This window comes from Pseudomonas sp. TWI929 (genome assembly GCF_039673335.1).
Taxonomy (GTDB): domain Bacteria; phylum Pseudomonadota; class Gammaproteobacteria; order Pseudomonadales; family Pseudomonadaceae; genus Aquipseudomonas.
In genome coordinates this window covers 1-24,753 of sequence record NZ_JBDJLK010000081.1, presented here as the reverse complement: position 1 = coordinate 24,753, position 24,753 = coordinate 1, and the positions used below count along the sequence as shown (strand labels likewise).

The 24,753-nt window shown below is 64.0% G+C and carries 20 protein-coding genes; 11 read left to right on the top strand and 9 right to left on the bottom strand.

Annotated elements, in window-relative coordinates:
- Positions 1-101: 101 nt before the first annotated feature.
- On the top strand, positions 102-1,241 hold the full coding sequence (locus tag ABE456_RS23510; protein ID WP_346646071.1) for an MFS transporter: 1,140 nt from the start codon (positions 102-104) through the stop codon (positions 1,239-1,241).
- 37 nt (positions 1,242-1,278) lie between these two features.
- On the opposite strand, the gene ABE456_RS23505 is transcribed toward ABE456_RS23510, so the two are convergent.
- Both ABE456_RS23505 and ABE456_RS23500 read right to left on the bottom strand, forming a co-directional pair.
- Entirely contained in the window at positions 1,279-2,832 is a 1,554-nt protein-coding gene (locus ABE456_RS23505) for a phospholipase D family protein (protein ID WP_346646070.1), read from the bottom strand.
- 60 nt (positions 2,833-2,892) lie between these two features.
- Positions 2,893-4,323 carry a PLP-dependent aminotransferase family protein gene (locus ABE456_RS23500; RefSeq protein WP_346646069.1) on the bottom strand — a complete coding sequence of 477 codons (1,431 nt, stop codon included), beginning with the start codon at positions 4,321-4,323 and terminating at the stop codon, positions 2,893-2,895.
- A gap of 178 nt (positions 4,324-4,501) precedes the next feature.
- Between ABE456_RS23500 and ABE456_RS23495 the strand changes: the two genes are divergently transcribed.
- Entirely contained in the window at positions 4,502-4,732 is a 231-nt protein-coding gene (locus ABE456_RS23495; RefSeq protein ID WP_346646068.1) for a DUF1127 domain-containing protein, read from the top strand.
- Positions 4,733-4,886: 154 nt separating this feature from the next.
- Here the strand turns inward: ABE456_RS23495 and ABE456_RS23490 are convergent, their stop codons facing one another.
- Positions 4,887-6,179: an FAD-binding oxidoreductase gene (locus ABE456_RS23490; RefSeq protein WP_346646067.1), complete on the bottom strand. Its 1,293-nt coding sequence runs from the start codon at positions 6,177-6,179 to the stop codon at positions 4,887-4,889.
- 214 nt (positions 6,180-6,393) lie between these two features.
- On the opposite strand from ABE456_RS23490, the gene ABE456_RS23485 reads away from it, so the two are divergent.
- Positions 6,394-6,747, top strand: a complete 354-nt coding sequence (locus tag ABE456_RS23485) for a YkgJ family cysteine cluster protein (RefSeq protein ID WP_110743404.1) — start codon at positions 6,394-6,396, stop codon at positions 6,745-6,747.
- Between the two features lie 2 nt (positions 6,748-6,749).
- Here the strand turns inward: ABE456_RS23485 and dadR are convergent, their stop codons facing one another.
- The gene (dadR, locus tag ABE456_RS23480; RefSeq protein WP_003258963.1) at positions 6,750-7,238 is read right to left on the bottom strand and encodes a transcriptional regulator DadR; all 489 of its coding nucleotides are present in this window, start codon (positions 7,236-7,238) and stop codon (positions 6,750-6,752) included.
- A gap of 156 nt (positions 7,239-7,394) precedes the next feature.
- On the opposite strand from dadR, the gene dadA reads away from it, so the two are divergent.
- From dadA to ABE456_RS23455, 5 genes are all read left to right on the top strand, one after another.
- Positions 7,395-8,699, top strand: a complete 1,305-nt coding sequence (gene dadA / locus ABE456_RS23475) for a D-amino acid dehydrogenase (RefSeq protein ID WP_346646066.1) — start codon at positions 7,395-7,397, stop codon at positions 8,697-8,699.
- Positions 8,700-8,844: 145 nt separating this feature from the next.
- A complete protein-coding gene (gene alr, locus ABE456_RS23470; protein ID WP_346646065.1) occupies positions 8,845-9,918 on the top strand; it encodes an alanine racemase in 1,074 nt (357 codons plus the stop codon).
- 109 nt (positions 9,919-10,027) lie between these two features.
- Entirely contained in the window at positions 10,028-10,576 is a 549-nt protein-coding gene (locus ABE456_RS23465; RefSeq protein WP_346646064.1) for a cupin domain-containing protein, read from the top strand.
- A 154-nt stretch (positions 10,577-10,730) separates the two neighbouring features.
- Positions 10,731-11,135, top strand: coding sequence for a c-type cytochrome (locus tag ABE456_RS23460; protein ID WP_346646072.1), 405 nt, complete (start codon positions 10,731-10,733; stop codon positions 11,133-11,135).
- Between the two features lie 165 nt (positions 11,136-11,300).
- Complete coding sequence (locus ABE456_RS23455; protein WP_346646063.1) at positions 11,301-13,160, top strand: acetyl-CoA hydrolase/transferase C-terminal domain-containing protein; 1,860 nt, start codon at positions 11,301-11,303, stop codon at positions 13,158-13,160.
- 111 nt (positions 13,161-13,271) lie between these two features.
- Here ABE456_RS23455 and ABE456_RS23450 read toward each other — a convergent pair whose 3' ends face one another.
- Both ABE456_RS23450 and rep read right to left on the bottom strand, forming a co-directional pair.
- Positions 13,272-13,844: a xanthine phosphoribosyltransferase gene (locus ABE456_RS23450; protein ID WP_003253535.1), complete on the bottom strand. Its 573-nt coding sequence runs from the start codon at positions 13,842-13,844 to the stop codon at positions 13,272-13,274.
- A gap of 64 nt (positions 13,845-13,908) precedes the next feature.
- Positions 13,909-15,918, bottom strand: coding sequence for a DNA helicase Rep (gene rep, locus ABE456_RS23445; RefSeq protein WP_105947259.1), 2,010 nt, complete (start codon positions 15,916-15,918; stop codon positions 13,909-13,911).
- 296 nt (positions 15,919-16,214) lie between these two features.
- Here rep and ABE456_RS23440 point away from each other — a divergent pair, with 296 nt between their 5' ends.
- Positions 16,215-17,879 carry a bifunctional diguanylate cyclase/phosphodiesterase gene (locus tag ABE456_RS23440; RefSeq protein WP_346646062.1) on the top strand — a complete coding sequence of 555 codons (1,665 nt, stop codon included), beginning with the start codon at positions 16,215-16,217 and terminating at the stop codon, positions 17,877-17,879.
- Between the two features lie 133 nt (positions 17,880-18,012).
- Here ABE456_RS23440 and ABE456_RS23435 read toward each other — a convergent pair whose 3' ends face one another.
- Entirely contained in the window at positions 18,013-19,401 is a 1,389-nt protein-coding gene (locus tag ABE456_RS23435) for a NorM family multidrug efflux MATE transporter (protein ID WP_346646061.1), read from the bottom strand.
- A gap of 157 nt (positions 19,402-19,558) precedes the next feature.
- Between ABE456_RS23435 and ABE456_RS23430 the strand changes: the two genes are divergently transcribed.
- Entirely contained in the window at positions 19,559-20,485 is a 927-nt protein-coding gene (locus tag ABE456_RS23430; RefSeq protein WP_346646060.1) for a LysR substrate-binding domain-containing protein, read from the top strand.
- A 70-nt stretch (positions 20,486-20,555) separates the two neighbouring features.
- Here ABE456_RS23430 and ABE456_RS23425 read toward each other — a convergent pair whose 3' ends face one another.
- Positions 20,556-21,950 (bottom strand): VOC family protein, encoded by a 1,395-nt coding sequence (locus ABE456_RS23425; RefSeq protein ID WP_346646059.1) that lies wholly within the window; start codon positions 21,948-21,950, stop codon positions 20,556-20,558.
- A gap of 203 nt (positions 21,951-22,153) precedes the next feature.
- On the bottom strand, positions 22,154-23,044 hold the full coding sequence (locus tag ABE456_RS23420; RefSeq protein ID WP_346646058.1) for a LysR family transcriptional regulator: 891 nt from the start codon (positions 23,042-23,044) through the stop codon (positions 22,154-22,156).
- Positions 23,045-23,179: 135 nt separating this feature from the next.
- Between ABE456_RS23420 and ABE456_RS23415 the strand changes: the two genes are divergently transcribed.
- Positions 23,180-24,670 (top strand): aldehyde dehydrogenase family protein, encoded by a 1,491-nt coding sequence (locus ABE456_RS23415; RefSeq protein ID WP_346646057.1) that lies wholly within the window; start codon positions 23,180-23,182, stop codon positions 24,668-24,670.
- Positions 24,671-24,753: the final 83 nt, after the last annotated feature.

Here is a 24,753-nt window from a genome sequence, read left to right as displayed (position 1 = left end):
CGACACAAGGCCGCTCCTACAGGGATCCGCGATTTCCTGTAGGAGCGGCCTTGTGTCGCGATCGGGCTGCAAAGCAGCCCCAACAATTCAAGAGGTCAAGGATGCGTTGGGCTACCTACTTCGCCGTACTGGCATCGGTGCTCAGTGTCGGCCTGGCGCTCGGCGTGAGCATGCCGCTGGTGTCCCTGCGCCTGGAAGCCTGGGGCTACGGCAGCTTCGCCATCGGCGTGATGGCAGCGATGCCGGCACTGGGGGTGCTGGCCGGTGCCAGCCTGGCCAGCCGCCTGGCCGGCTGGGTCGGTGTGCCCTCGGCCATGCGCCTGTGCCTGTGGGGCGGCGCGCTGTCGATCGGCCTGGTCGCACTGCTGCCCAGCTACCCATTGTGGCTGCTGTTGCGGCTGATGATCGGCATGTCCCTGACCGTGGTGTTCATCCTTGGCGAAAGCTGGATCAACCAACTGGTGGTCGAGCAATGGCGCGGCCGCCTGGTGGCGCTGTATGGCAGCAGCTACGCCTTGAGCCAGCTGGCCGGGCCGCTGGTGCTGGGCTTTCTCGGTTCCGATGACGACTTCGGCTTCTGGGCCGCGACCGGCCTGTTGCTGCTCGCGCCGCTGGTGCTGTTGGGGCGTGGCGGTGCGCCGAGCACCGAAGCCTGCAGCGTCACCTTTGGCGACCTGTTCGCCTTCTGCCGGCGCTTGCCGGTGATTGCCTGGGCCATCGCCCTGTTCGCCTCGTTCGAAGCGATGATCCTCACCTTGCTACCGGTGTACTGCCTGCAACAGGGCTTCAGCACCGAAATCGCCCTGTTCATGGTCAGTACCGTGGTGGTGGGTGATGCAGTGCTGCAGCTGCCTATTGGCGCGCTGGCCGACCATATGTCGCGCCGCACCCTGTTCACCGGCTGCGCGGTGACCTTGCTGGTGTCCAGCCTGGCGATTCCGCTGCTGTTGCACACGCCGGCGATCTGGCCGTTGTGGGTGTTGTTCGGCGCTAGCGCGGGGGGCTTGTTCACCTTGTCGCTGGTGTTGATCGGCGAGCGCTACCGGGATGATGAGCTGGTGCGGGCCAATGCCCATGTAGCGCAACTGTGGGGCATTGGCTGCCTGCTTGGGCCGTTGTTGGCGGGGGCGGGGAGCCAGTGGATCAGCGGGCATGCGTTGCTGTTGCTGATGGCGGCAGGGGCTGCTGGGTTGGTGGTATTGACCCGGCGGCGGGGGGCCTTTGAGCCGGCTTCTGCCTGAAAGATTTTGGGGCTGCTTTGCGGCCCCAAAATTGCCGCTACAACATCTTCTCCAAACCAACCGCCTTGCTGATCCAGGCATTGAACCGCCGCCATACCCCACCCGGCTCAGACGTCAGCATATGCCGCCGGCCATTGTCCTCGGTCGCCCACACCAGCTTGTCCCCCACCAGCTTCACCTGGTAACTCAACGCCGGCGCCATACCCTGCTGGGCCAGTTCACGAGTGTATTCGGCCAGCTCCGGGCTATCCACCAGCACCCCGACCTCGGTGTTCCACAGCACCGAGCGCGGGTCGAAGTTGAACGAGCCGATGAAGGTCTTGCGCCGGTCGAACACAATCGCCTTGGTGTGCAGGCTGGAGTCCGAGCTGCCACGGAAACTCAAGTGCCCCGCGCTGGGGTCGCCTGGCTGGCGGCGCAGTTCGTAAAGCTGCACCCCGTGCTCAAGCAGGGCCCGGCGATAGGGCGCATAGCCACCGTGCACCGCCGGAACGTCGGTAGCTTCCAGCGAGTTGGTCAGCAGTTTCACCGAAACGCCCGCGTCAGCGCGGCCGGTCAGGTAAAGCAGCCCTGGGTCGCCCGGCACGAAATAAGCCGATGTCAGCATCAGCTCGCTATGCACGCTGGCCAGGTCCGGCGCCAGTTGCTGGCTCAGCAGCAAATGCGGGTCCGGCTCGTCGTCGGCCAGCACCTTGCTCGGTGCATCCCACAGCGCCTGGGCGTGGGCCCAGATCAGCTCGTTGCGCCATACATCCAGGCGCGGCTGCGACTGGTAGGACATCAAGCGGTCGTACAGGGCTTTGCGCTGGGTCCTGGCTTCGGCCAGCGACACCTCCAGGCGGTGGCGGCTGGCGCGCAGGTCGTTGGCATCCGGGTCACGCCAGAGGAAGTCGGTGATCGGCCGGCTCAGGGCGCTGTTCCAGTACTGGTCGAAGCTATGCCCCAGCTGTTCGGCGATCGGGCCGACGCCTAGTAGGTCGATATCGGTGAAGTTGAGGTTGGGTTCGGCATCGAAGTACTCATCACCCAGGTTGCGCCCACCGACGATGGCCATGCTGTTGTCCACCAGGAACAGCTTGTTGTGCATGCGCCGGTGCTGGCGCGACAGGTTGAACAGCCGGCCCATGGCGCGCGTAACGCCGGTGCTGCGGCCCAGGTGCAGCGGGTTGAACACGCGGATCTGGATGTTCGGGTGGGCATCGAGGGTGCCCATGATCACGTCCAGGCCGTCGCTGGTGGTGTCGTCGAGCAGGATGCGCACGCGCACGCCACGGTCGGCAGCGCGCAGCAGCTCGTGCACCAGGGCGCGGGTGCTGAGGCCGTCGTGGACGATGTAGTACTGCAGGTCGATGCTGGCCTGGGCGTTACGGATCAATTCGGCGCGGGCGCGGAACGCCTCGTTGCTGTTGGGCAGCAGGCGAAAACCCGAGCGGCCGCCGTAGGCCGCGGCCTGGCGCAGCACCGAGCGGCCGAATGCCGACTCATTGGCGGGCAGCGCCTGGCTGGTTTCGCGGGGCGCACTGACGCTGGCACAGCCGGCAAGGCCAAGTAGCAGCACCAGCAGCAGAGGCAAGGCTCGCTGGAGTCTCAAGGGTGAATCGTCCTGTGCAGCAAGGGCTTTAGGGGTTGGACCGTGGCGGGCGGCGCAAAGTTACGCGTCGGCGCTATCTTCATCCAGTAGACGAAGGGCGGTTTCACCTACCTTGCGCACGGCAGCTTCGATCTGCGGCGTTGGCCGCGCGGCGAAATTCATGCGCAGGCAGTGGCGGAACTTGCCAGAGGCCGAGAAGATGCTGCCTACGGCAACCTGCACACCCTGCTCCAGTAAAGCGCGATTTAGCCGCAGCGTATCGAAATGTTCAGGCAATTCCACCCACAACATGAAGCCGCCCTGGGGCCGGCTGACCCGGGTGCCCGCCGGGAAGTAGCGGGTTACCCAGTCGCTCATCAGGTCGCGGCCACGCTGATACTGGCTGCGCATGCGCCGCACATGGGGCTGGTAGTGCCCGCCAGCGATGAAGTCGGCGATGGCCAGTTGCGGCTGGCAGGCCGTGCTGCCGGTGCTGATGTACTTCATGTGCAGCACCCGCTCCAGGTAGCGCCCGGGCGCCACCCAGCCCACCCGCAAGCCGGGGGCGAGGGTCTTGGAGAACGAACTACAGAGCAGCACGCGGCCATCGTCGTCGAACGACTTCAGGGTGCGCGGGCGCGGGTAGGTATAGGCCAGGTCGCCGTATACATCGTCTTCCAGAATCGCCACGTCGTAGCGCTGGGCCAGGCTCAGCAGGGCCTTCTTGCGTGCCTCGGGCATGATGTAACCGAGCGGGTTGTTGCAGCTGGGGGTGATCTGAATCAGCTTGATCGGCCACTGCTCCAGGGCCAGCTCCAGCGCCTCAAGGCTGATGCCGGTGACCGGGTCGGTGGGGATTTCCAGCGCCTTCATGCCCAGGCCCTTGAGGGTTTGCATGGCGCCGTGGAAGCTCGGTGAGTCGACCGCGACGATGTCGCCTGGCTCGCAGACCGCGCGAATGCTGCACGACAGCGCTTCATGGCAGCCGGTGGTGATCACCAGGTCGGCCGGACCCAGGCGGCAGCCGGAATCGAGCATCAGCCGCGCCACCTGCTCGCGCAGGGCCAGGTTGCCGTGGATGTTGTCGTAGTACAGGCCAGGCATGTCCTGCCGGCGGCTCAGCTGGGCGAGGCTGCGCAGCAGCGGCTTGAGGGTAGGGCTGTCGATGTCGGGCATGCCGCGGCCGAGTTGCACCACATCCTTGCGCGGGGTGCTGCGCACCAGCTCCAGCACCTGTTCCCACTGCGAGATATCCACCGGGCGTTGGGCCGGGCGGCTGATGGCGGGCAGGGCAGGCAGGTGGCGGTGGTCGCTGACGAAGTAGCCGGACTTGGGCCGTGGCGAGACCATGCCGCTGTCTTCCAGCATGCGGTAGGCCTGCTGCACCGTGCTCAGGCTGACCCCATGCTCCACGCTCAGGGCGCGTACCGACGGCAGGCGCTGGCCGGGGCGGTACAGGCCCTGCTCGATGCGGGCACCGAGCAGTTCGGCGAGGTTCAGGTAGAGGGTCACGGCATACTCCTGTGCTGCATGGATACAGCGACCGGTACAGTTTGGGTGAAAATACAGCATTCAGTCGGGCTGCGGCCAATTCTGTATGGGAATAATAAGGCTGTATTGGATCTGTATTGCCGACAGTGGCGACGCGCATGCTTTCCCCACGGTATCAACAGAGTGGGAGATAGCAGTGATGGGTGGCATGAGCGATGTGCGTTTGCAACTGATGGCCAAAGAACTGGACGCCGGGCAGCAGACCAAGGTTTTCAATGCGCCGGCGGGGCTGGGGCGTTGGGGGCTGATGCTGCATCGCTGGCACACCCGCAGGGCGCTGCTGCAGTTGACTGATGATGAGTTGCGCGATGTCGGGCTGAGCTGGGAGCAGGCGCGGATCGAGGGGCGCAAACCCTTCTGGAAAGACTGATCAGGCAGATGCTGCGCGGTCAGTGTAGGAGCGGCCTTGTGTCGCGATAGGGCCGCAAAGCGGCCCCAGCGATTTCTGCGGCGAGCTGAAAGCCTGGGGGCGCTTCGCACCCCTATCGCGACACAAGGCCGCTCCTACATCGACCGCATTGCTTTCAGACCAGCTCTTTAAGGCGATGCCACAGCATCCCCAGCGCCAGCAGCGGCGAGCGCAGGTGCTGGCCGCCGGGGAAGGTGATGTGCGGCACCTTGGCGAACAGGTCGAAACGCCCGCTCTCCTGGCCGCTGATGGCCTCGCCCAGCAGGCGCGCGGCCAGGTGGGTGGCGTTGAGCCCGTGGCCGGAATAGGCCTGGGCGTAATACACGTTCGGCTGGCTGGCCAGACGGCCGACCTGTGGCAGGCGGTTGGCGCCGATACCGATCATGCCGCCCCACTGGTAGTCGATGCGCACGTCGGCCAGCTCCGGGAACACCTTGAGCATCTTCGGCCGCATGTAGGCGGCGATGTCCTTCGGGTCGCGGCCCGAGTAATGGCAGGCACCGCCGAACAGCAGGCGGTGGTCGGCGGAGAGGCGGTAGTAATCCAGCGCCACGCGCTGGTCGCACACCGCCATGTTCTGCGGTAGCAACTTGTGGGCACGTTCCTCACCCAGCGGCTCGGTGGCGATGATGTAGCTGCCGGCTGGCAGCACCTTGCCGCCCAGTTCGCGGTTGAGGTTGTTGTGATAGGCGTTGCAGCACAGCACCAAGGTCTTGGCGCGTACCCGGCCCTGGGCGGTATGCACCTGCACTTCTGTGCCGTAGTCGATGCGGGTGACTTCCGATTGCTCGAACAGTTTCACGCCCAGGCGGGCGGCCACGGCGGCTTCGCCAAGGGCCAGGTTGAGCGGGTGCAGGTGCCCAGAGCCCATGTCGACCAGCCCGCCCACATAGCAATCGGCGCCGACCACGCTGTGGATATCGTCCTTGCCGACCAGGCGCAGCTCATGGGCATAGCCAAGGCTGCGCAGTTCCTCGGCGTCTTCGGCAAAGCCCAGCAGCTCGGCGGGTTTGTTAGCCAGGTCGCAGTAACCCCAGGTCAGGTCACAGGCGATGGCATGCTTTTCGACGCGTTCGCGGACGATCTGCACGGCTTCCAGGCCCATCAGCTTCATGCTGCGTACGCCGTCCTCGCCAATCACCGGCAGGAACTGCTCCAGGCCATGGCCGACACCGCGGATCAGTTGCCCGCCATTGCGCCCGCTGGCGCCCCAGCCGAGCTTGCGTGCTTCCAGCAGTATCACCGAAAAGCCGCGTTCGGCCAGTTCGATGGCGGTGTTCAGGCCCGAGTAGCCGCCACCGACGATGCATACATCGGCGCTGTGTTCGCCTTGCAGGAAGGAGTGGTCAGGGTGTGGCGCGCTGCTGGCGGCGTAATAGGAGGCGGCGTGCTGCGCGCTGTGGATCATGGGCTCGGTCCTGAGGCTGGTGGGCTAGTGGAGGAGGATAAGCCGGGGCTCTGGGGTGGGCAACCGCTTGACCTGGTTAACACGGCCCCGGCAATACCTGCGGTGAAGCTAGAATCCTGGGGGCGCTACGCACCCCTTTCGCGACACAAGGCCGCTCCTACAAAGAGCGTGTGGGCCTATAATCCGGCCTGGTTTTCAATATTTGTACCTAGCCATGTCCTGCAACCGCCACAAGATCCACTTCCTGCGCGAACTCATCCCCTCGTTCGAGTGCGAACCCGGCTGCCATGACTGCTGCGGCCCGGTCACCACCTCGGCGGAAGAAATGGCCCGCCTGCCGCGCAAGTCCCAGGCCGAGCAGGACGCCGCGCTGGAGCGCCTGGACTGCGTGCACCTGGGCCCCAATGGCTGCACGGTGTACGAAGAGCGGCCGATGATCTGCCGCCTGTTCGGCACTACCCCGCGCCTGGCCTGCCCGCGTGGGCGTGGCCCTGAACCGATGATCGACCCTGCTGCAGAGCAGCTGGTGCACCAGTTCATTGCCACCACCCGCCAGGTACTGGTCTAGCCTCAGTCCGGGATCGGCAGGCAGAGGCTCTCCTTCACCTCTTCCATCACGATGTAGCTCTTCGATTCGCGCACGTGCGGCAGCTTCAGCAGGATGTCGCCAAGCAGCTTGCGGTACGACGCCATCTCCGAAATACGCGCCTTCACCAGGTAGTCGAAGTCACCGGAAACCAGGTGGCACTCCAGCACGTGCGGCAGCTTCAGTACCGCGCGGCGGAACTCCTCGAAGGTGTCGCCCGACTTGTAGTCCAGGCTGATTTCCACGAACACCAGCAGGCTGCCCTTGAGGTGCTGCGGGTTCAGGCGGGCGTTGTAGCCCATGATGATGCCCTCGCGCTCCAGGCGGCGAACCCGCTCGGTGCAAGGGGTGGTGGAAAGCCCAACTTTCTCGCCCAGTTCAGTGAAGGAAATACGCCCGTCATTCTGCAGGATACGCAGGATGTTACGGTCGATCTTGTCCAGTTCACGCTTGCTCTGGTGCTGGGTTCTCATAGGGGATGCCCCTCCGTGAAAGGCGATTTTGCCGAGAATTCTCGCCAATAATAGGCTTTTATATAGTGAATTGCACTGGCCTCAAATTCCTATACTGCGCCCATTCATGCCATTTCAATAAAAGTTTGCGGCGCGCCGCGTGCGAGGGATAAAACGATGCGAGTTCTGGTACTTGGTAGCGGCGTAATTGGAACCGCCAGTGCCTACTACCTGGCCCGGCAAGGTTTCGAAGTCACGGTGGTCGACCGCCAGCCGGCGGTGGCCATGGAAACCAGCTTTGCCAACGCTGGCCAAATCTCGCCCGGCTATGCCTCGCCATGGGCTGCCCCAGGTGTGCCGCTGAAGGCCATCAAGTGGCTGCTGGAGCGACACGCCCCGCTGGCCATCAAGCTCACCGGCGACGTCGACCAGTACCTGTGGATGGCACAGATGCTGCGCAACTGCACCGCCAGCCGTTACGCGGTGAACAAGGAGCGCATGGTGCGCCTGTCCGAGTACAGCCGTGACTGCCTCGACGAACTGCGCGCCGAAACCGGCATCAACTACGAAAACCGCAGCCTGGGTACCACCCAGCTGTTCCGTACCCAGGCTCAGGTGGACGCCGCAGCCAAGGACATTGCCGTGCTCGAACAGTCCGGCGTGCCTTACGAGCTGCTCGACCGCGACGGCATTGCCCGCGTCGAACCGGCCCTGGCTGGCGTGAAAGACATCCTGGCTGGCGCCCTGCGCCTGCCTAACGACCAGACTGGCGACTGCCAGCTGTTCACCACCAAGCTTGCCGACATGGCGCTGAAGCTGGGCGTGGAATTCCGCTTCGGCCAGGACATCCAGCGCCTGGACTTCGCTGGCGACCGCATCAATGGCGTGTGGATCGACGGCAAGCTGGAAACCGCCGACCGCTACGTGCTGGCGCTGGGCAGCTACTCGCCGCAGATGCTCAAGCCGCTGGGCATCAAGGCCCCGGTTTACCCGTTGAAAGGTTATTCGCTGACCGTGCCGATCACCAACGGCGACATGGCCCCGACCTCGACCATTCTCGACGAGACCTACAAAGTCGCGATCACCCGTTTCGACAACCGCATCCGTGTTGGCGGCATGGCTGAAATCGCCGGTTTTGACCTGTCGCTGAACCCACGTCGGCGCGAAACGCTGGAGATGATCGTCAACGACCTTTATCCTCGCGGCGGTGACCTGAGCCAGGCCAGCTTCTGGACCGGCCTGCGCCCGGCGACCCCGGACGGTACCCCGATCGTCGGTGCCACGGCGTTCCGCAACCTGTTCCTGAACACCGGTCACGGTACCTTGGGCTGGACCATGGCGTGCGGCTCCGGTCGCCTGCTGGCCGACCTGATTGCGCGCAAGAAGCCGCAGATCAGTGCCGAAGGCCTGGACATTTCCCGTTATGGCAACAACCCTGAAGTGGCCAAGCACGGGCAGACTGCGCCGGCTCACCAGCAGTAAGTTCGCCTGTACCGGCCTCTTCGCGGCTAAAGCCGCTCCCACAGGGGCCGCACAATCCTTGGCATTGTGCGGCCCCTGTGGGAGCGGGTTCACCCGCGAAGAACCCAACACCGATTTCAACCCGAACCACCATAAGGCAGCCGCCATGCGTCCCGCCCGCGCCCTGATCGACCTCCAGGCCCTGCGCCACAACTACCGTCTGGCCCGTGAACTGACCGGTGCCAAAGCCCTCGCCGTGATCAAGGCAGATGCCTACGGCCACGGCGCCGTACGCTGTGCCCTGGCCCTGGAGGCCGAAGCCGACGGCTTTGCCGTGGCCTGCATCGAAGAAGCGCTGGAGCTGCGCGCCGCTGGTATCAAGGCCCCGGTGCTGCTGCTGGAAGGCTTCTTTGAGGCCAGCGAGCTGGCGCTGATCGCCGAGCATGACTTGTGGTGCGTGGTGCACTCGCTGTGGCAGCTGGAAGCCATCGAGAAAACCCAGGTACACAAGCCGCTTACCGTCTGGCTCAAGCTCGACAGCGGCATGCACCGCGTCGGCCTGCACCCCAAGGATTACCACGAGGCCTACCAGCGCCTGCTGGCCAGTGGCAAGGTTTCGCGCATCGTGCTGATGACCCACTTTGCCCGCGCCGACGAGCTGGACGCTGACGCCACCGCCCAGCAGATCGCTGTGTTCGAATCCGCCCGTCAGGGCCTGGCCGCCGAGTGCAGCCTGCGTAACTCGCCCGGCGTACTGGGCTGGCCGCAGGCGCCCAGCGACTGGGTACGCCCGGGCTTGATGCTGTACGGCGCCACGCCATTCGAAGTGGCCCAGGCCGAGGCCGAACGCCTGCAACCGGTGATGACTCTGCAATCGCGGGTGATCAGTGTGCGCGAGCTGCCCGCTGGCGAGCCGGTAGGCTATGGCGCCAAGTTCGTCAGCCCACGGCCAACCCGTGTTGGCGTAGTCGCCATGGGTTATGCCGATGGCTACCCGCGCCAGGCGCCCACAGGCACCCCGGTGCTGGTGGCCGGCAAGCGCGCCCAGCTGATAGGCCGGGTGTCGATGGATATGCTGTGCATCGACCTCACTGACGTGCCGGAAGCCACCGTCGGCAGCCCGGTCGAACTGTGGGGCAAGCAGGTGCTGGCCAGTGAAGTGGCTGCGCATGCGGGCACCATTCCGTACCAGATCTTCTGCAATCTGAAGCGGGTACCACGGGACTACGTCGGCGAATGACACGCTGAAGCGGACAGGTTGAGGGGCGGTGTGTTGTAAATACTGAACGGCATTGCCATGATATCGTTCACATCCACCCCCCTTTCCACCGTTTCAGGAGGCTCCAGCTTTGGACGTCGGCGAACGACTGCAAGCCATCCGCAAGCTCAAGGGCCTGTCCCAGCGCGAACTCGCCAAGCGAGCCGGGGTGACCAACAGCACCATCTCGATGATCGAGAAAAACAGCGTAAGCCCCTCCATCAGCTCGCTACGCAAGGTGCTGAGCGGCATCCCCATGTCCATGGTCGAGTTTTTTTCGGTCGAACTGGAAGCTGAAAGCCCTGCGCAGATCGTCTACAAAGCCCACGAGCTGATCGATATCTCGGACGGTGCGGTGACCATGAAGCTGGTCGGCAAGTCGCACCCCAACCGCGCCATCGCCTTTCTCACCGAGGTCTACCCGCCAGGTGCCGACACCGGTGCCGAAATGCTCACACACGACGGCGAAGAAACCGGCATCCTGCTGGAAGGCCGCCTGGAGCTGGTGGTCGGCAACGAGATCTTCATCCTCGAAGAAGGCGACAGCTACTACTTTGAAAGCACCCGCCCGCACCGCTTTCGCAACCCGTTCGACCAGCCTGCGCGGTTGATCAGCGCGGCGACGCCTTCAAACTTTTGATCCAGCGCAGTGCATTGATTCGGCAATACCCCTTTCCTGTGTAGGGTCGTTTCACGGCCTCTGGGTTCCCGCTATACTTTTCAACGCTCGCCGATTCGTGGCCGCGAGCGTGATTAGCCACCATGAGGGTGTTCGCGTGAACCAAATCAAGAAGATGCTGGCCGTACCAGCAGCCGTATTCGCCCTCTGGGCAATGAGCGCAACCGCTGCGACCAATGATGACATCGCCAAACGCCTGGAGCCGGTTGGCCAGGTGTGCGTCCAGGGCCAGGAGTGCAAAGGCATGGAAGTAGCCGCTGCAGCGGGGGGCGGGGGTGCCAAGACGCCGGACGAGATCATCGCCAAGCACTGCAATGCCTGCCATGGCAGCGGCCTGCTCGGCGCGCCGAAAATTGGCGATACCGCAGCGTGGAAAGAACGCGCCGACCACCAGGGCGGCCTCGACGGCATCCTGGCCAAGGCCATCACCGGCCTGAACGCCATGCCGCCGAAAGGTACCTGCGCGGACTGTTCGGATGACGACCTGAAAGGGGCGATCAAGAAAATGTCCGGGCTGTGAGAAACAGCTGAATTGCGTGAAGCCCGCCGTTGATGGCGGGCTTTGTTTTTGTGCTGCCTGTGCCGGCCCTTTCGCGGCTAAAGCCGCGAAGAGGCCGGCGCAGGTAACCAACCCGCTTGACCCCATGTCCAACCCCTGAACCCATGGATGTCTCAGGAGGCCCCGATGCATCTCTGCTCCATCGACCAGGCTGTCGAGCAAGTCCTGGCACGCCTGCCAGCCCACATCCACATGGGCCTGCCGCTTGGCCTGGGCAAGCCCAACGCTTTCGTCAACGCGCTCTATGCTCGGGTACGCGAACTCCCTGAGCGGCAGCTGACCATTTACACGGCCCTGTCCCTCGGCCGCCCGCCACTGGGTGATGGTTTGCAACGGCGCTTTCTCGAACCCTTCGTCGAACGTGTCTTTGCCGACTACGAAGAACTCGCCTACCTCGCCGACCTGCGCAACGACAGCCTGCCGCCGAACATTCGCGTCGAGCAGTTCTTCATGCAGCCGGGCAGCCTGTTGCACAGCGAATCGGCCCAGCAGGACTACATCAGCAGCAACTACAGCCACGCCGCACGTGATATCAACGCCAAGGGCCTGAACCTGATCGCCCAGCTGGTGGCGGCCACCCCCGAGAAACCGGTGCACCTGAGCCTGGCCTGCAACCCCGACATCACCCTCGACCTGTTGCCGATGATCGCCAAGCGCCGCGCCGCTGGCGAAACGATCCTCATGCTCGGGCAGGTGCATGCCGAGCTGCCCTACATGCCGGGCGACGCCGAGCTGCCCATCGATGCCTTCGACCTGCTGCTCGATGAGGCCGAGCAACGCCGGCTGTTCTCCACGCCGAATATGCCGGTCGGCATCCAGGACCACTGCATCGGCCTGCACGCCAGCAGCCTGGTGCGTGACGGCGGCACGTTGCAGATCGGTATTGGTGCCATGGGCGATGCGGTAGCCGCAGCATTGCTGGCGCGCCAGGGCGATAACGCCGGTTACCGTGCCGTGCTCGACGCGCTGGATGTCGCCCCGTGGCAAACGCTGATCGAGCGGGAAGGGGGCCTGGAACCCTTCGCCCAGGGCCTGTACGGCTGCAGCGAGATGTTCGTCAATGGTCTGCTGGTGCTGGCCGAAGCAGGGCTGCTGCGACGCCCGGCCGATGAACAGGGCGTTCTATTGCATGGCGGCTTCTTCCTCGGCCCGCAGGCGTTCTATCAGCGCCTGCGCGACATGCCGCTGGAACAGCGTGCGCAGTTCGTCATGACCCGTATCAGCTTCATCAACGAGCTGTATGGGCAGGAAGAGCTGAAACGCCGCCAGCGCCGCGATGCGCGCTTCATCAACACTGCGTTCGGCATGACCCTGCTGGGTGCCGGGGTGGCCGATCAGCTGGAAGACGGCCGTGTGCTTAGTGGTGTGGGCGGGCAATACAACTTCGTTGCCCAGGGCCATGCGCTGGAGGGCGGGCGTTCGATCCTGCTGTTGCGCAGCTGGCGCGAGGCGGGCGGGGAGGTGACGTCGAACATTTTCTGGACTTATGGCCACTGCACCATCCCCCGGCACCTGCGCGATATCGTGGTGACCGAGTACGGCATTGCCGACCTGCGCGGGCAGACCGACAGCGAGGTGATTGCGCGGTTGCTGGCGGTGTGTGATTCGCGGTTTCAGCAGGGGCTGATCGAACAGGCCAAAAGCGCCGGCAAGTTGGGCAAGGACTTTCAGCTGGAAGCGCGCTTCAACGACAACACCCCGCAACGCCTGGAGGCGATCAGGGCGCAGCATGCGCGGTTGTTCCCGGAGTATCCGCTGGGTACGGACTTTACGGCCGAAGAGCGGGAATTGTTGAGGGCGCTGAACTGGTTGAAGAGCAAGTTCAAGCTGAGCGAGGTGCTGGAGCTGGGCAAGGCAGCGCTGGATGCGCCGGGGCCGGAGGAGTATGAGCGGCATCTGGTGCGGATGCAGTTGAACCAGCCGCAGGGGCTGAAAGAAGAGATGTACCAGCGGTTGCTGCTGGCGGGGTTGGCGGCAACCCAATAACCCCCAGGGTGCATTGGCCCCCTGTGGGAGCGGGTTTACCCGCGAATGCGATGGCACATTCGAAAACGTATTAGCGGGTGAACCCGCACCCACAGGGTTCGCGGTGAGGCCTTATTCGATGAAGCTGACCACACCACCTTCCAGCGACTTCACCCGGGCCAGCGATTCAACGCGGTAGCCCTGGCTGTCCAGTTCGGCACGGCCGCCCTGGAACGACTTCTCGATAACGATGCCAAGGCCAGCCACGGTGGCGCCGGCCTGCTTGATGATCGAGATCAGTGCCTGCGACGCCTTGCCGTTGGCCAGGAAGTCGTCGATCACCAGCACGCGGTCGCTGCTGTTGAGGTGGCGCGGCGAGATGGCCACGGTGTTCTCGGTCTGCTTGGTGAAGGAATACACCGAGGCGGTCAGCAGGTTCTCGGTCAGGGTCAGCGACTGGTGCTTGCGCGCGAAGATCACCGGCACGCCCAGTTTCAGGCCAGTCATCACCGCCGGGGCAATGCCCGAGGCTTCGATGGTGACGATCTTGGTTACGCCGGCATCGGCGAACAGGCGGGCGAACTCGTCACCGATCAGCTGCATCAGCGCCGGATCGATCTGGTGGTTGAGAAACGCGTCGACTTTGAGAACCTGGTCGGAAAGCACGATGCCTTCTTCGCGAATCTTCTGATGCAGTGCTTCCACTGTGATTTCCTCGATGTAACAAAGGTGGCCGCTGTAGGCGGCAATATTTAAGAGTAATGGTTGATCAGCGTTTGAGCATTGCCCGGATATCGGCCAGGGCGTTGTTGCCGCGTGCGGCTTTCACCTCGACCGGCGCATCGTCCAGACCCTCCCAGGCCAGGTCGTCCGGTGGCAGTTCGTCGAGGAACCGGCTGGGCGTGCAGTCGATGATTTCACCGTACTGCTTGCGCTTGGCGGCGAAGGTGAAGGCCAGGGTCTGGCGCGCGCGGGTAATGCCCACGTAGGCCAGGCGGCGTTCCTCTTCGATGGTGTCGGCCTCGATGCTGGAGCGGTGCGGGAGGATTTCCTCTTCCATGCCCATGATGAACACGTAGGGGAACTCCAGGCCCTTGGAGGCGTGCAGGGTCATCATCTGCACACCTTCGGCGTTCTCTTCTTCTTCCTGCTGGCGCTCGAGCATGTCGCGCAGCACCAGCTTGCCGATGGCGTCCTCGATGGTCATGTCACCCTCTTCGTCCTTCTCGAGGGTGTTTTTCAGCGCTTCGACCAGGAACCAGACGTTGCTGATGCGGAACTCGGCCGCCTTGTCGCTGGCGGTCTGCTGGCGGATCCAGTTCTCGTAGTCGATGTCGCGGATCATCTCGTGCAGCGCGGCAATCGGGTCTTCCAGGGCAACCTTGTGGCGTACCCCGTCCAGCCAGTGCTTGAAGCGCTGCAAACGCTCGGTGTAGCGCGCGTCCAGGTGCTCGCCCAGGCCCAGCTCTTCGCTGGCGGCGTACATCGAGATGCCGCGCTCGGTGGAATAGTTGCCGAGCTTTTCCAGGGTGGTGGAGCCGATCTCGCGGCGCGGTACGTTGATCACCCGCAGGTAGGCGTTGTCATCGTCCGGGTTTACCAGCAGGCGCAGGTAGGCCATCAGGTCCTTGACCTCCTGGCGGCCGAAGAAGCTGTTGCCGCCCGACAGGCGATACGGCACCTGGTGGTGCTGCAGCTTCAGTTCGATCAGCTTGGCCTGGTAGTTGCCGCGGTAAAGGATGGCGAAGTCGCTGTACGGGCGGTTGGTGCGCAGGTGCAAGGTGAGGATTTCCATGGCCACGCGTTCGGCCTCGGCTTCTTCGTTCTTGCAGCGGATCACGCGGATCTCGTCGCCCACGCCCATCTCGCTCCACAGCTGCTTTTCGAACGCGTGCGGGTTGTTGGCGATCAGCACGTTGGCGCAGCGCAGGATGCGGCTGGTGGAGCGGTAGTTCTGCTCCAGCATGACGATCTTCAGGGAGGGGTAGTCCTCCTTGAGCAGCATCAGGTTCTCGGGGCGGGCACCGCGCCAGGCGTAGATCGACTGGTCGTCGTCGCCCACCACGGTGAACTGGTTGCGCATGCCGATCAGCATCTTCACCAGCAGGTACTGGCTGGCGTTGGTGTCCTGGTATTCGTCCACCAGCAGGTAGCGCACGCGGTTCTGCCAGCGCTCCAGCACCTCGGGGTGCTCCTGGAACAGCTTGACCGGCTGCAGGATGAGGTCGTCGAAGTCCACCGCGTTGAACGCCTTGAGCGTGCGCTGGTAGTGGGTGTAGACGATCGCGGCGGTCTGCTCGCGCGGGTTGCGCGCCTTTTCCAGGGCCTCGGGCGGCAGGATCAGGTCGTTCTTCCAGGCACCGATCATGTTCTTGATCTCGTCGATGCCGTCGTCGCCGGAGTATTCCTTCTGCATGATGTCCGACAGCAACGCCTTGATGTCGGACTCGTCGAAGATCGAGAAGCCCGGCTTGTAGCCCAGGCGCTCGTGCTCCTTGCGGATGATGTTCAGGCCCAGGTTGTGGAACGTGCACACCGTCAGGCCACGGCCTTCCCCCGGACGCAGCAGGGTGCCGACCCGCTCCTTCATCTCGCGTGCGGCCTTGTTGGTGAAGGTCATCGCCACGATGTACTGGGCACGGATGCCGCAGTTCTGGATGAGGTGGGCAATCTTGCGCGTGATCACGCTGGTCTTGCCCGAACCTGCACCGGCGAGCACCAAAAGAGGGCCGCCGACGTAGTCACGGGCTTCTTGCTGCCGGGGATTGAGTCGGGACATGCTAGAAACCGGGGGTCGCCAGAAAATAGCCGCGCATTCTAACAGGCATAGGGCCGTTGTGGCGCGACCGTCTGACGTCTGAGTCAGACTTTTGTGCGTATGAATCATTAGTCAGACTAATGCTAGGTACTGCAAAAATCGTATTTGCTGCTGAGAGCGGTTTCGCGCAGGATGCACGACAAAATGCGTCGGGACGCTACACCATCCACTGCATGTATAAAAGTGAAAATCATTTTCATTAATGCAGTAGCATACCCGACCTCTCCCGTTGCACCGTGAAGCCTTAAGGAGCCCGCTTGTCCACGCCTGTCGAACCTTTGCGTTTGCTGCTGTTGGCTGATGAGCCGGAATGGACCGTGTTGCTGCGCGACTGCGTGCGCGCACTGGACGGCAGCGCAGTGCTGTTGACCGCACCGAACTGGGAAGCGGTTGACAGCCTGTTCAGCCACGACCGCCAAGCCGTGATCCTGGCGACCCCGGCATTGCAGCCAACGCCCGGGCGTTGCGAGTTGCCGACCATCTTGCTACTGGACCACGAGCCCGAGGCCGCGCCCAGCGCCGTCAGCGACTGGCTGGTGCGTGACCAGCTCAATGCCGACACCTTGCGCCGCTCGCTGCGCCATGTGCGCGAGCGTGGCGTGCTGGTGGCCACCTTGCAGCGCCTGGCCGAGCAGGACCCGTTGACCGGCATCGCCAACCGCCAGGGCTTCCAGGCCTTGCTGACGGCGCGCCTGGCCGAAAACGACGGCCGCGGTGTTGCCTTGGGGCACCTCGACCTGGACAACTTCCGCCACGTCAACGATGCCCTCGGCCACCAGAGTGGCGACCGCCTGATCCTGCAAGTGGTGGCGCGTCTGCAAAACCAGTTGGAGGCTGGCGACCAGCTGGCGCGCCTGGGCAGCGACGAGTTTGCCCTGTTGATCGACACGCGCCGCGACGCCAACCGTGCCGAATGGATGGCCGAGCGCATCGTCGAGGCCCTGGCCGAACCCTACTGGATCGACGGCGAAAGCCTGCTGCTGGGCTGCAGCCTGGGCCTGGCCCATGCCCGTGCCCAAAGTGGCGCCGACCCGCTGATGTGGCATGCACACATTGCCATGCGCCAGGCCAAGGGCAGCCAGGGTTGCACCTTCCATGTCTTCAACGAACGCATCAATCGCAATGCCCGCAGCCTTGCCGACCTGGAAAGCGAACTGCGCCGCGCCCTGCGCCGCGACGAGCTGGAGCTGCACTACCAGCCGCGGCTGAACCTGGCCGACGGGCGCATCGTCGGCCTGGAGGCGCTGGTACGCTGGCGCCATGCCGAGCGCGGCCTGTTACCACCGAGCGAGTTCGTGCCCCTGGCCGAGCAGAGCGGGCTGATTGTGCCGCTGGGCTACTGGGTGATTTCCCGTGCCCTGCGCGACATGCAGGCATTGTGCGAACGCGGCCTGGAGCCGCTGCACATGGCGGTCAACCTGAGCTTCCGCCAGTTCCAGGACAGCCAGTTGCTGGCCACCTTGAGCCGCCTGATCCTCGAGCACGGGGTTGATGCGCGCTGGCTGGAGTTCGAACTGACCGAAACGGCAGTGATGCGCCGCAACGAACTGGTGCGCCAGACCATGGATGCGCTGGGGCGCCTGGGCGTGCGCTTTTCACTCGATGACTTTGGCACTGGTTTTTCTTCGTTCGTGCACCTCAACAGCCTGCCGATCACCTTGCTCAAGGTGGACCGCAGCTTTGTTGCCGAGATGGAAATGCGCGAGGAGAACCGCAAGCTGGTGCACGCCATGATCAACCTGGCGCACAACCTCAACCTCGAGGTGGTGGCCGAAGGGGTGGAGAGTGAAGAGCAATTGGCGTTGTTGCGCGGGTTTGGTTGTGACCAGGTGCAAGGGTTCCTGGTCAGCAAGCCGCTGCCGGTGGGGGAGTTGATGGAGTTCTTGCTGGATTGCAGCAAGCCGAAGCTGGTTAGCCTGTGACATCGTAGGGGAGGGCTTCGCCCTCCATCGCGACACAAGGCCGCTCCTACAGGAGACCGCGGCACCTGGGCCTTTCGCGGTCCCTGTAGGAGCGGCCTTGCGTCGCGAAAGGGCTGCAAAGCAGCCCCAGCATTTACACAGACACTGCTGACCTGTCAGGCATACCAACCTTCCTCATCAACCGCTTCATCCGCCATTCAAAGCCAAGGGTCAGCGCTACCGCCGCACACGCCAGCCCCAGCGCCAACCCCCACCAGATCCCGACCGCCCCTCCGCCCAGGTTGAACGCGAACAACCAGGCACTCGGCGCCCCCACCAGCCAGTAGCAGCACAAGCCGATCAGGAAGGTAGTCTTGGCATCCTTCAGCCCGCGGATAGAGCCCATCGCAATGGTCTGCATGCCATCGAACAACTCAAACCAGGCCGCCACCATCACCAATTGCACCGCCAGTTGGTAGATGGCTGTAAAACCTGGGTCATTCCGGTCGATGAACAACCCCACCAGCGCATCCGGCAGCAGCAAGAACAGCGCCGCGAAGGCAAACATGATCATCCCGCCGAAGCCGATGCCTACCCGCCCGGCGCTGCGCGCCGCCAGCAGGTTGCCAGCGCCGTAATACAACCCCACGCGCATGGTTACCGCATACGACAGCCCGGTCGGCACCATGAACGCCGTGGACACGATCTGCAGGGCAATCTGGTGCGCGGCCAGTTCGGTGCTGCCCAGCACGCCCATGCACAGCGCGGCGAAGGCGAACAGGCCCACCTCCACCATGTAGGTGCCGCCAATCGGCAGGCCCAGCCGCCACAGCTCACGCAGGGCCGGCAGCGACGGGCGCGACAGGCCCTTGCGCAGCGGGTAGGCGGCATAGGCCGGGTGCCAGCGGATGTAAAGCGCCAAGGCAATTGCCATGCCCATCGACACCACTGCGGTGACCAGGCCGATACCCATCAGGCCCAGCTTGGGCAGGCCGAACATGCCCTCGATCAGCGCCACGTTGAACAGGTAGTTGAGCACCGTGCCGACCAGGCTGATGACCATCACCGGGGTCGAGCGGCCCAGGGCGCTGGTGAAGCCGCGCAGGGCCATGAAGGTCAGGTAGCCGGGCAGGGCCAATGGCAGCAGGGTCAGGAACTGCGCAGCCGAGGCCACGTTCTCGGGTTTTTGCCCGAACAGCAGCAGTACCGGCTCAAGGTTCCACAGCACCAGCGCGGCAAACAGCGCCAGGCCCCAGGCCAGCCACAGGCCGCCCTGTGCCAGGCGCGTGGCACCCTCGATATCGTTGGCACCCTTGCGGATCGCCACCAGGGTGCCGACTGCAGCGATTACGCCCAGGCAGAAAATCGACACGAACGAGTAGCTCGCCGCGCCCAGGCCGCCACCGGCCAAGGCCTGTGGGCTGATGCGGGCCATCATCAGGGTGTCGGTCAGCACCATCAGCATGTGCGCCAACTGCGAGGCGATCAGCGGCCCGGCCAGGCGCAGCAAAGCCTTGAGTTCTGTGGTGGGCGCGACATGCATGGGGGCGGTCCTTCTTCCTGGGGTGATGAACGAAGCGCGATTCTGAGGCTTCGGTCAACTTTGCACAAAAGGATAAAAGCGATGGTTGGCATGAGTTGAACTCATGCATATATGCTTCTCGGTGATTCACCTCTCACGCCCACATTGCAGGTGCCTCATGTCACGCCAGCTACCACCGCTGTATGCCCTGCGCGCATTCGAAGCCGCTGCACGGCTAAGTTCCTTCACCCGTGCTGGCGAAGAACTGTCGATTACCCAAAGCGCTGTCAGCCGGCATATCCGCACCCTGGAGGAGCACTTCGCCTGTCGCCTGTTCGTGCGCAGTGGCCGCAGCCTGCAACTGACCGAAGCGGGGCGGGTGCTGCTGCCGGGCGTGCGCGAAGGCTTCATGGCGTTCGAGCGGGCCTGCGAAACCTTGTGCGGCGAAGATGACATCCTGCGCATGAAGGCGCCGTCGACCCTGACCATGCGCTGGTTGCTGGCATGCCTGAGCCGCTTTCGCCACCTGCAGCCGGGTAACGAGGTGCAGCTGACCAGCGCCTGGATGGACGTCGACCATGTGGACTTCAACCAGGAACCGTTTGATTGCGCGGTATTGCTCAGTGACGGGGTGTTCCCGCCAGACTGGGAGGTACGCAAGCTGTTCCCGGAGTTGTTGATCCCGGTTGGTGCGCCGGACCTGCTCGACGAAGAACCCTGGGACGTGTGCAGGCTGGCCAGCATCGAGCTGCTGCACCCCACGGTAGACAAGCGCGACTGGCGCGAATGGCTGGAGCGCATGGGCCTCAGCGACAAGGTATCGCTCAAGGGTGGACAGGTGTTCGATACCCTGGAGCTGGGCATGATTGCCGCGGCACGTGGCTACGGGATTTCCATGGGCGACTTGCTGATGGTGGCCGAGGATGTGGCACAGAAGCGCTTGAGCCTGCCCTGGCCGACGGCGGTGCCCAGCGGCATGGATTACTACCTGGTATGGCCGCGCACCCGGCGCGGGGGCGAGCGGTTGCGGCGGTTGAGTGCGTTTCTTGAGCAGGAAGTGGCGGCTATGGATTTGCCCGATGTGGAAATCCTGCCGCCCCTTTGATCGCCTGCGCCGGCCTCTTCGCGGGCTTGCCGGCGATAGGGCCGCAAAGCGGCCCCGGCGATCTACGGCCTTACATCGAGCCCAGATTCAACGCTTGCGCACAGGCCTGCAGCGAGCGGCGCTCGCTCTGCGCATACAGCGCCAGCTCATCCTGCACCTGCAGCCCCAACGCGGCTTCGAAGGCATCGCGGTTGGCATTGCTGCCATACTCGGCCTGCGCATCGTCACCCAGGTTGGACTGGAAAATCCCCGCCGCACTCACTGGCAAGAAGTCTTCGTACACCAGCGCCTCGAAGTGCACATGGCCCGCCTCGATCAGGCCTTCCAGAGTAGTCGGGCGGCCATCCTGATCCCGCGCAGCCAGGCCTTTCTCGGTGGCGAAGTAGCGGAAGTACGCCAGGCCCTGCTCACGCATCTGCGCCAGGTCATCCGGGAATTCGGCAAAGGTTTCTGCAAGCAGCGCCATGTAGCGCTCGGCGTTGGCCTCGGCCGGTGCACCACCCAGGGCGGCGCGGGTAGCATCGAGCAGCTTGTCGTACAGCTGGCGACCTTTCGGTGTCAGTGCCGCGCCGCGTTGCTCGATCTCGCCAAAGCGCGCGGTGTGGCTGCCTTCGCTGCCCTGCTGGTCGCTGAACGCGACCTTTTCCTGCAGGGCCTTGAAGCTGGTCTGGCGCAGCAGGATCGGGTGGCGGCGGGTGGGTGGGCCTTCGACCACGGCTTTCGGCGGGATGCCCTTGGCCGGCATGCCGAGCTGGATCGCATCGATGTCCAGGGTGCGCGGGGTCAGGTGGTTGATGTGCGGGCCCTTGAAGGCCACCACATCGGCAATCAGGCGATGCTGGTCGTGCAATTGCTGGTACTGCTCGGCCGTGACGGTGGCGTCATGGTGCCAGCGGAAGGTGTGCAGTGCCTCCTGCACGAACGCTTCGGCATCTGCGGCGTTCAGGCCGCCATCGCGTTCGCACTGGGCGATCAGTTCGAGGGCGCGGGCGGTAAAGATCTGGCGCTTGGCCAGGATGCTTTGGGCCAGCTCACGCAGTTGCGGGTTGTCGATCAGCTCCAGGCGCAGCAGCGAGGTGAACACGCGGAACGGGCTGACGTGCAGCGACTGCTCGTGCACCGCGCGGAAGGCGGTGGAATGCACCGGCACGCCGGCGGAGCTGAGGTCGTAGTAGCCGACCGGCTGCATGCCCATCACCGCGAACAGGCGGGCGATGGTGGCCAGTTCTTCGGCGGTGCCGACGCGGATGGCGCCGTGGCGCTCCTGGTCCAGGCGCTCGATTTCGCCGGTCCAGCGCAGGGCCTCGGCAACCTCGGGTTGCTGGGCCATGACCTGCTGGTTGATTTCGCTCACCAGCTCCAGCAGCGTGCCGTACAGGGGCACTTCCTGTTTGTACATGAGCGACATGGCGGCAGAGAACTGCGCGCGGATGCTGTCGGGGCTGACGAAATCGTGGGCGGGCATCGCTAGCTTCCTGGTTAGGTTCGGACGCTTACATGAAAGCTGGGAATGCACTTGGCTCACAAGCGAAAAAAAGTGAGTGTGTCATTCCTTTTTTGATCGACCTTCAGGGCCTCTTCGCGGCTAAAGCCGCTCCTACAGGGACCGCGCAAGGTTTGAGCCTTGTGCAGTACCCTGTGGGAGCGGGTTCACCCGCGAAGAGGCCCTCAAGCCGATAGCTGCTCGCGAATCCATTCCACCAACGCCCTTACCTTGGGCACCTCCGCCGCATGCTCGGCATACGCCAGGTAATGCGCCCCGGCACTGAGCATCGCATGGTTCCACGGCACCACCAGGCTACCCTCGGCCAGCTCCTTCGCTGCCAGGTAACGCGGCACCAATGCCACCCCGCACCCGGCCTGGGCCGCACTCAACGCCATATAGAACGTATCGAAGCGCGGCCCGTGGTAGGCGTTGACGCTCTGCAGGTCCTGCTCCAGGAACCACTCATGCCACGCTTCTGGCCGCGACGTGCTCTGCAATAGCACCAAGTCGGCCAGCTCTGCAGCATCGCCCAGTGTACGCCCGGCCAGCAGCTCTGGCGCACACACCGGCACCACCTCTTCGCGGAACAGCTCCACGCAGGTAGCCCCCGGCCAGGTGCCCTGGCCATAGAAGAACACCACGTCCGCCGAACCCTGCAGCAGGGCGAACGGCTCCATCTCGTTGCGGATATCCAGGTGGATATTGCTGTGCCGTTTGCCAAAGCCCTTGAGGTGCGGGATCAACCAGCGCACGCCAAAACTCGGTTGAGTGGCTACTTTCAATATCTCGGTCTGCTCGCCGTAGGTGAGCACGTAGCGGCTGGACATATCCACCTGGGTGAGGATCTTGTTGACCTCGGCCAAGTACAGGCTACCGGCCGGGGTCAGCTGCAAGCGGCGGCGAATGCGCAGGAACAGGTGGTGGCGCAGCATATCTTCCAGCTGCGCCACCTGCTTGCTGACAGCACTTTGTGTCAGGTGCAGCTCTTCGGCGGCACGGGTAAAGCTTAAATGGCGGGCTGCAGCTTCAAAGCACTGCAGGGCGGTCATGGAAGGCACCAGGCGTTTGGACATAGCGGTCTCTGCGGTTCAAATCATTACCTGATGGAATGATATGCGGAATAAAGGTCGTTTGTTGCACCGGTGCGATCGGATTAATACTGATCCACATCATTTTTCCACCCCATCACCGATGTAGGAGATGCACAAATGGTTGCTGGATTGCTCGAGCGCCTTGGCGTTGCCGCCGAGGCTTACACCCAGGGCGACTACCCTGTTCACACGCCGATCGACGGCAGCCAGATCGCCTCGGTGAAACTGCTCGGCAAAGCCGAGACCATCGCCCGCATCGATCAGGCCCAGAGTGCCTTCGAAACCTGGCGTACTGTGCCAGCCCCGCGCCGTGGCGAGCTGGTGCGCCTGTTCGGTGAAGTGCTGCGTGAGCACAAGGCCGACCTCGGCGAGCTGGTTTCGATCGAAGCCGGCAAGATCACCCAGGAAGGCCTGGGCGAAGTACAGGAAATGATCGACATCTGCGACTTCGCCGTCGGCCTGTCGCGCCAACTGTACGGCCTGACCATCGCCTCCGAGCGCCCAGGCCACCACATGCGTGAAACCTGGCACCCGCTGGGCGTGGTCGGCGTGATCAGCGCCTTCAACTTCCCGGTTGCCGTGTGGGCCTGGAACACCGCCCTGGCCCTGGTGGCCGGTAACTCGGTGGTGTGGAAGCCGTCCGAGAAGACCCCGCTGACCGCCCTGGCCTGCCAGGCGCTGTTCGAAAAAGCCCTGAAAGCCTTCGGCGATGCCCCGGCTGGCTTGGCACAACTGGTCATCGGCGGCCGTGAAGCCGGCGAAGCCATGGTCGACGACCCGCGCGTACCGCTGGTCAGCGCCACCGGCAGCACCCGCATGGGTCGCGAAGTCGGCCCACGCGTGGCTGCCCGCTTCGGCCGCAGCATCCTCGAACTGGGCGGCAACAACGCCATGATCCTGGCCCCGAGCGCAGACCTCGACCTGGCCGTGCGCGGCATCCTGTTCTCCGCTGTCGGCACCGCCGGCCAGCGTTGCACCACCCTGCGCCGCCTGATCGTGCACCGTTCGATCAAGGACGAAGTGGTTGCCCGCGTCAAAGCCGCCTACGGCAAAGTGCGCATCGGCGACCCGCGCAAGGACAACCTGGTTGGCCCGCTGATCGACAAGCTGTCGTTCGACGCCATGCAGGGCGCGCTGGCCAAAGCCCGCGACGAAGGTGGCCAGGTGTTTGGTGGCGAGCGTCAGCTGGCCGACCAGTACCCGAACGCCTACTACGTGTCGCCCGCCATTGCCGAAATGCCGGCGCAAAGCGACGTGGTGCGCCACGAAACCTTCGCCCCGATCCTGTACGTGCTGGCCTACGACGACTTCGAAGAGGCCCTGCGCCTGAACAACGAAGTGCCACAAGGCCTGTCGTCGTGCATCTTCACCACCGACATCCGTGAAGCCGAGCGCTTCCAGAGCGCCTCGGGCAGCGACTGCGGCATCGCCAACGTCAACATCGGCACCAGCGGCGCCGAAATCGGCGGTGCGTTCGGTGGCGAGAAAGAGACTGGCGGTGGCCGTGAGTCTGGTTCGGATGCCTGGAAAGGCTACATGCGTCGCCAGACCAACACCGTGAACTACTCGCGCGAACTGCCGCTGGCGCAGGGTATCGTGTTCGACTGATCGGTCGATGCTGCATGGCCGGGGGCTTTGCCCCCGGTTCGCCGGCAAGCCAGCTCCCACAGGGATCGCACAGACTCCAAGCT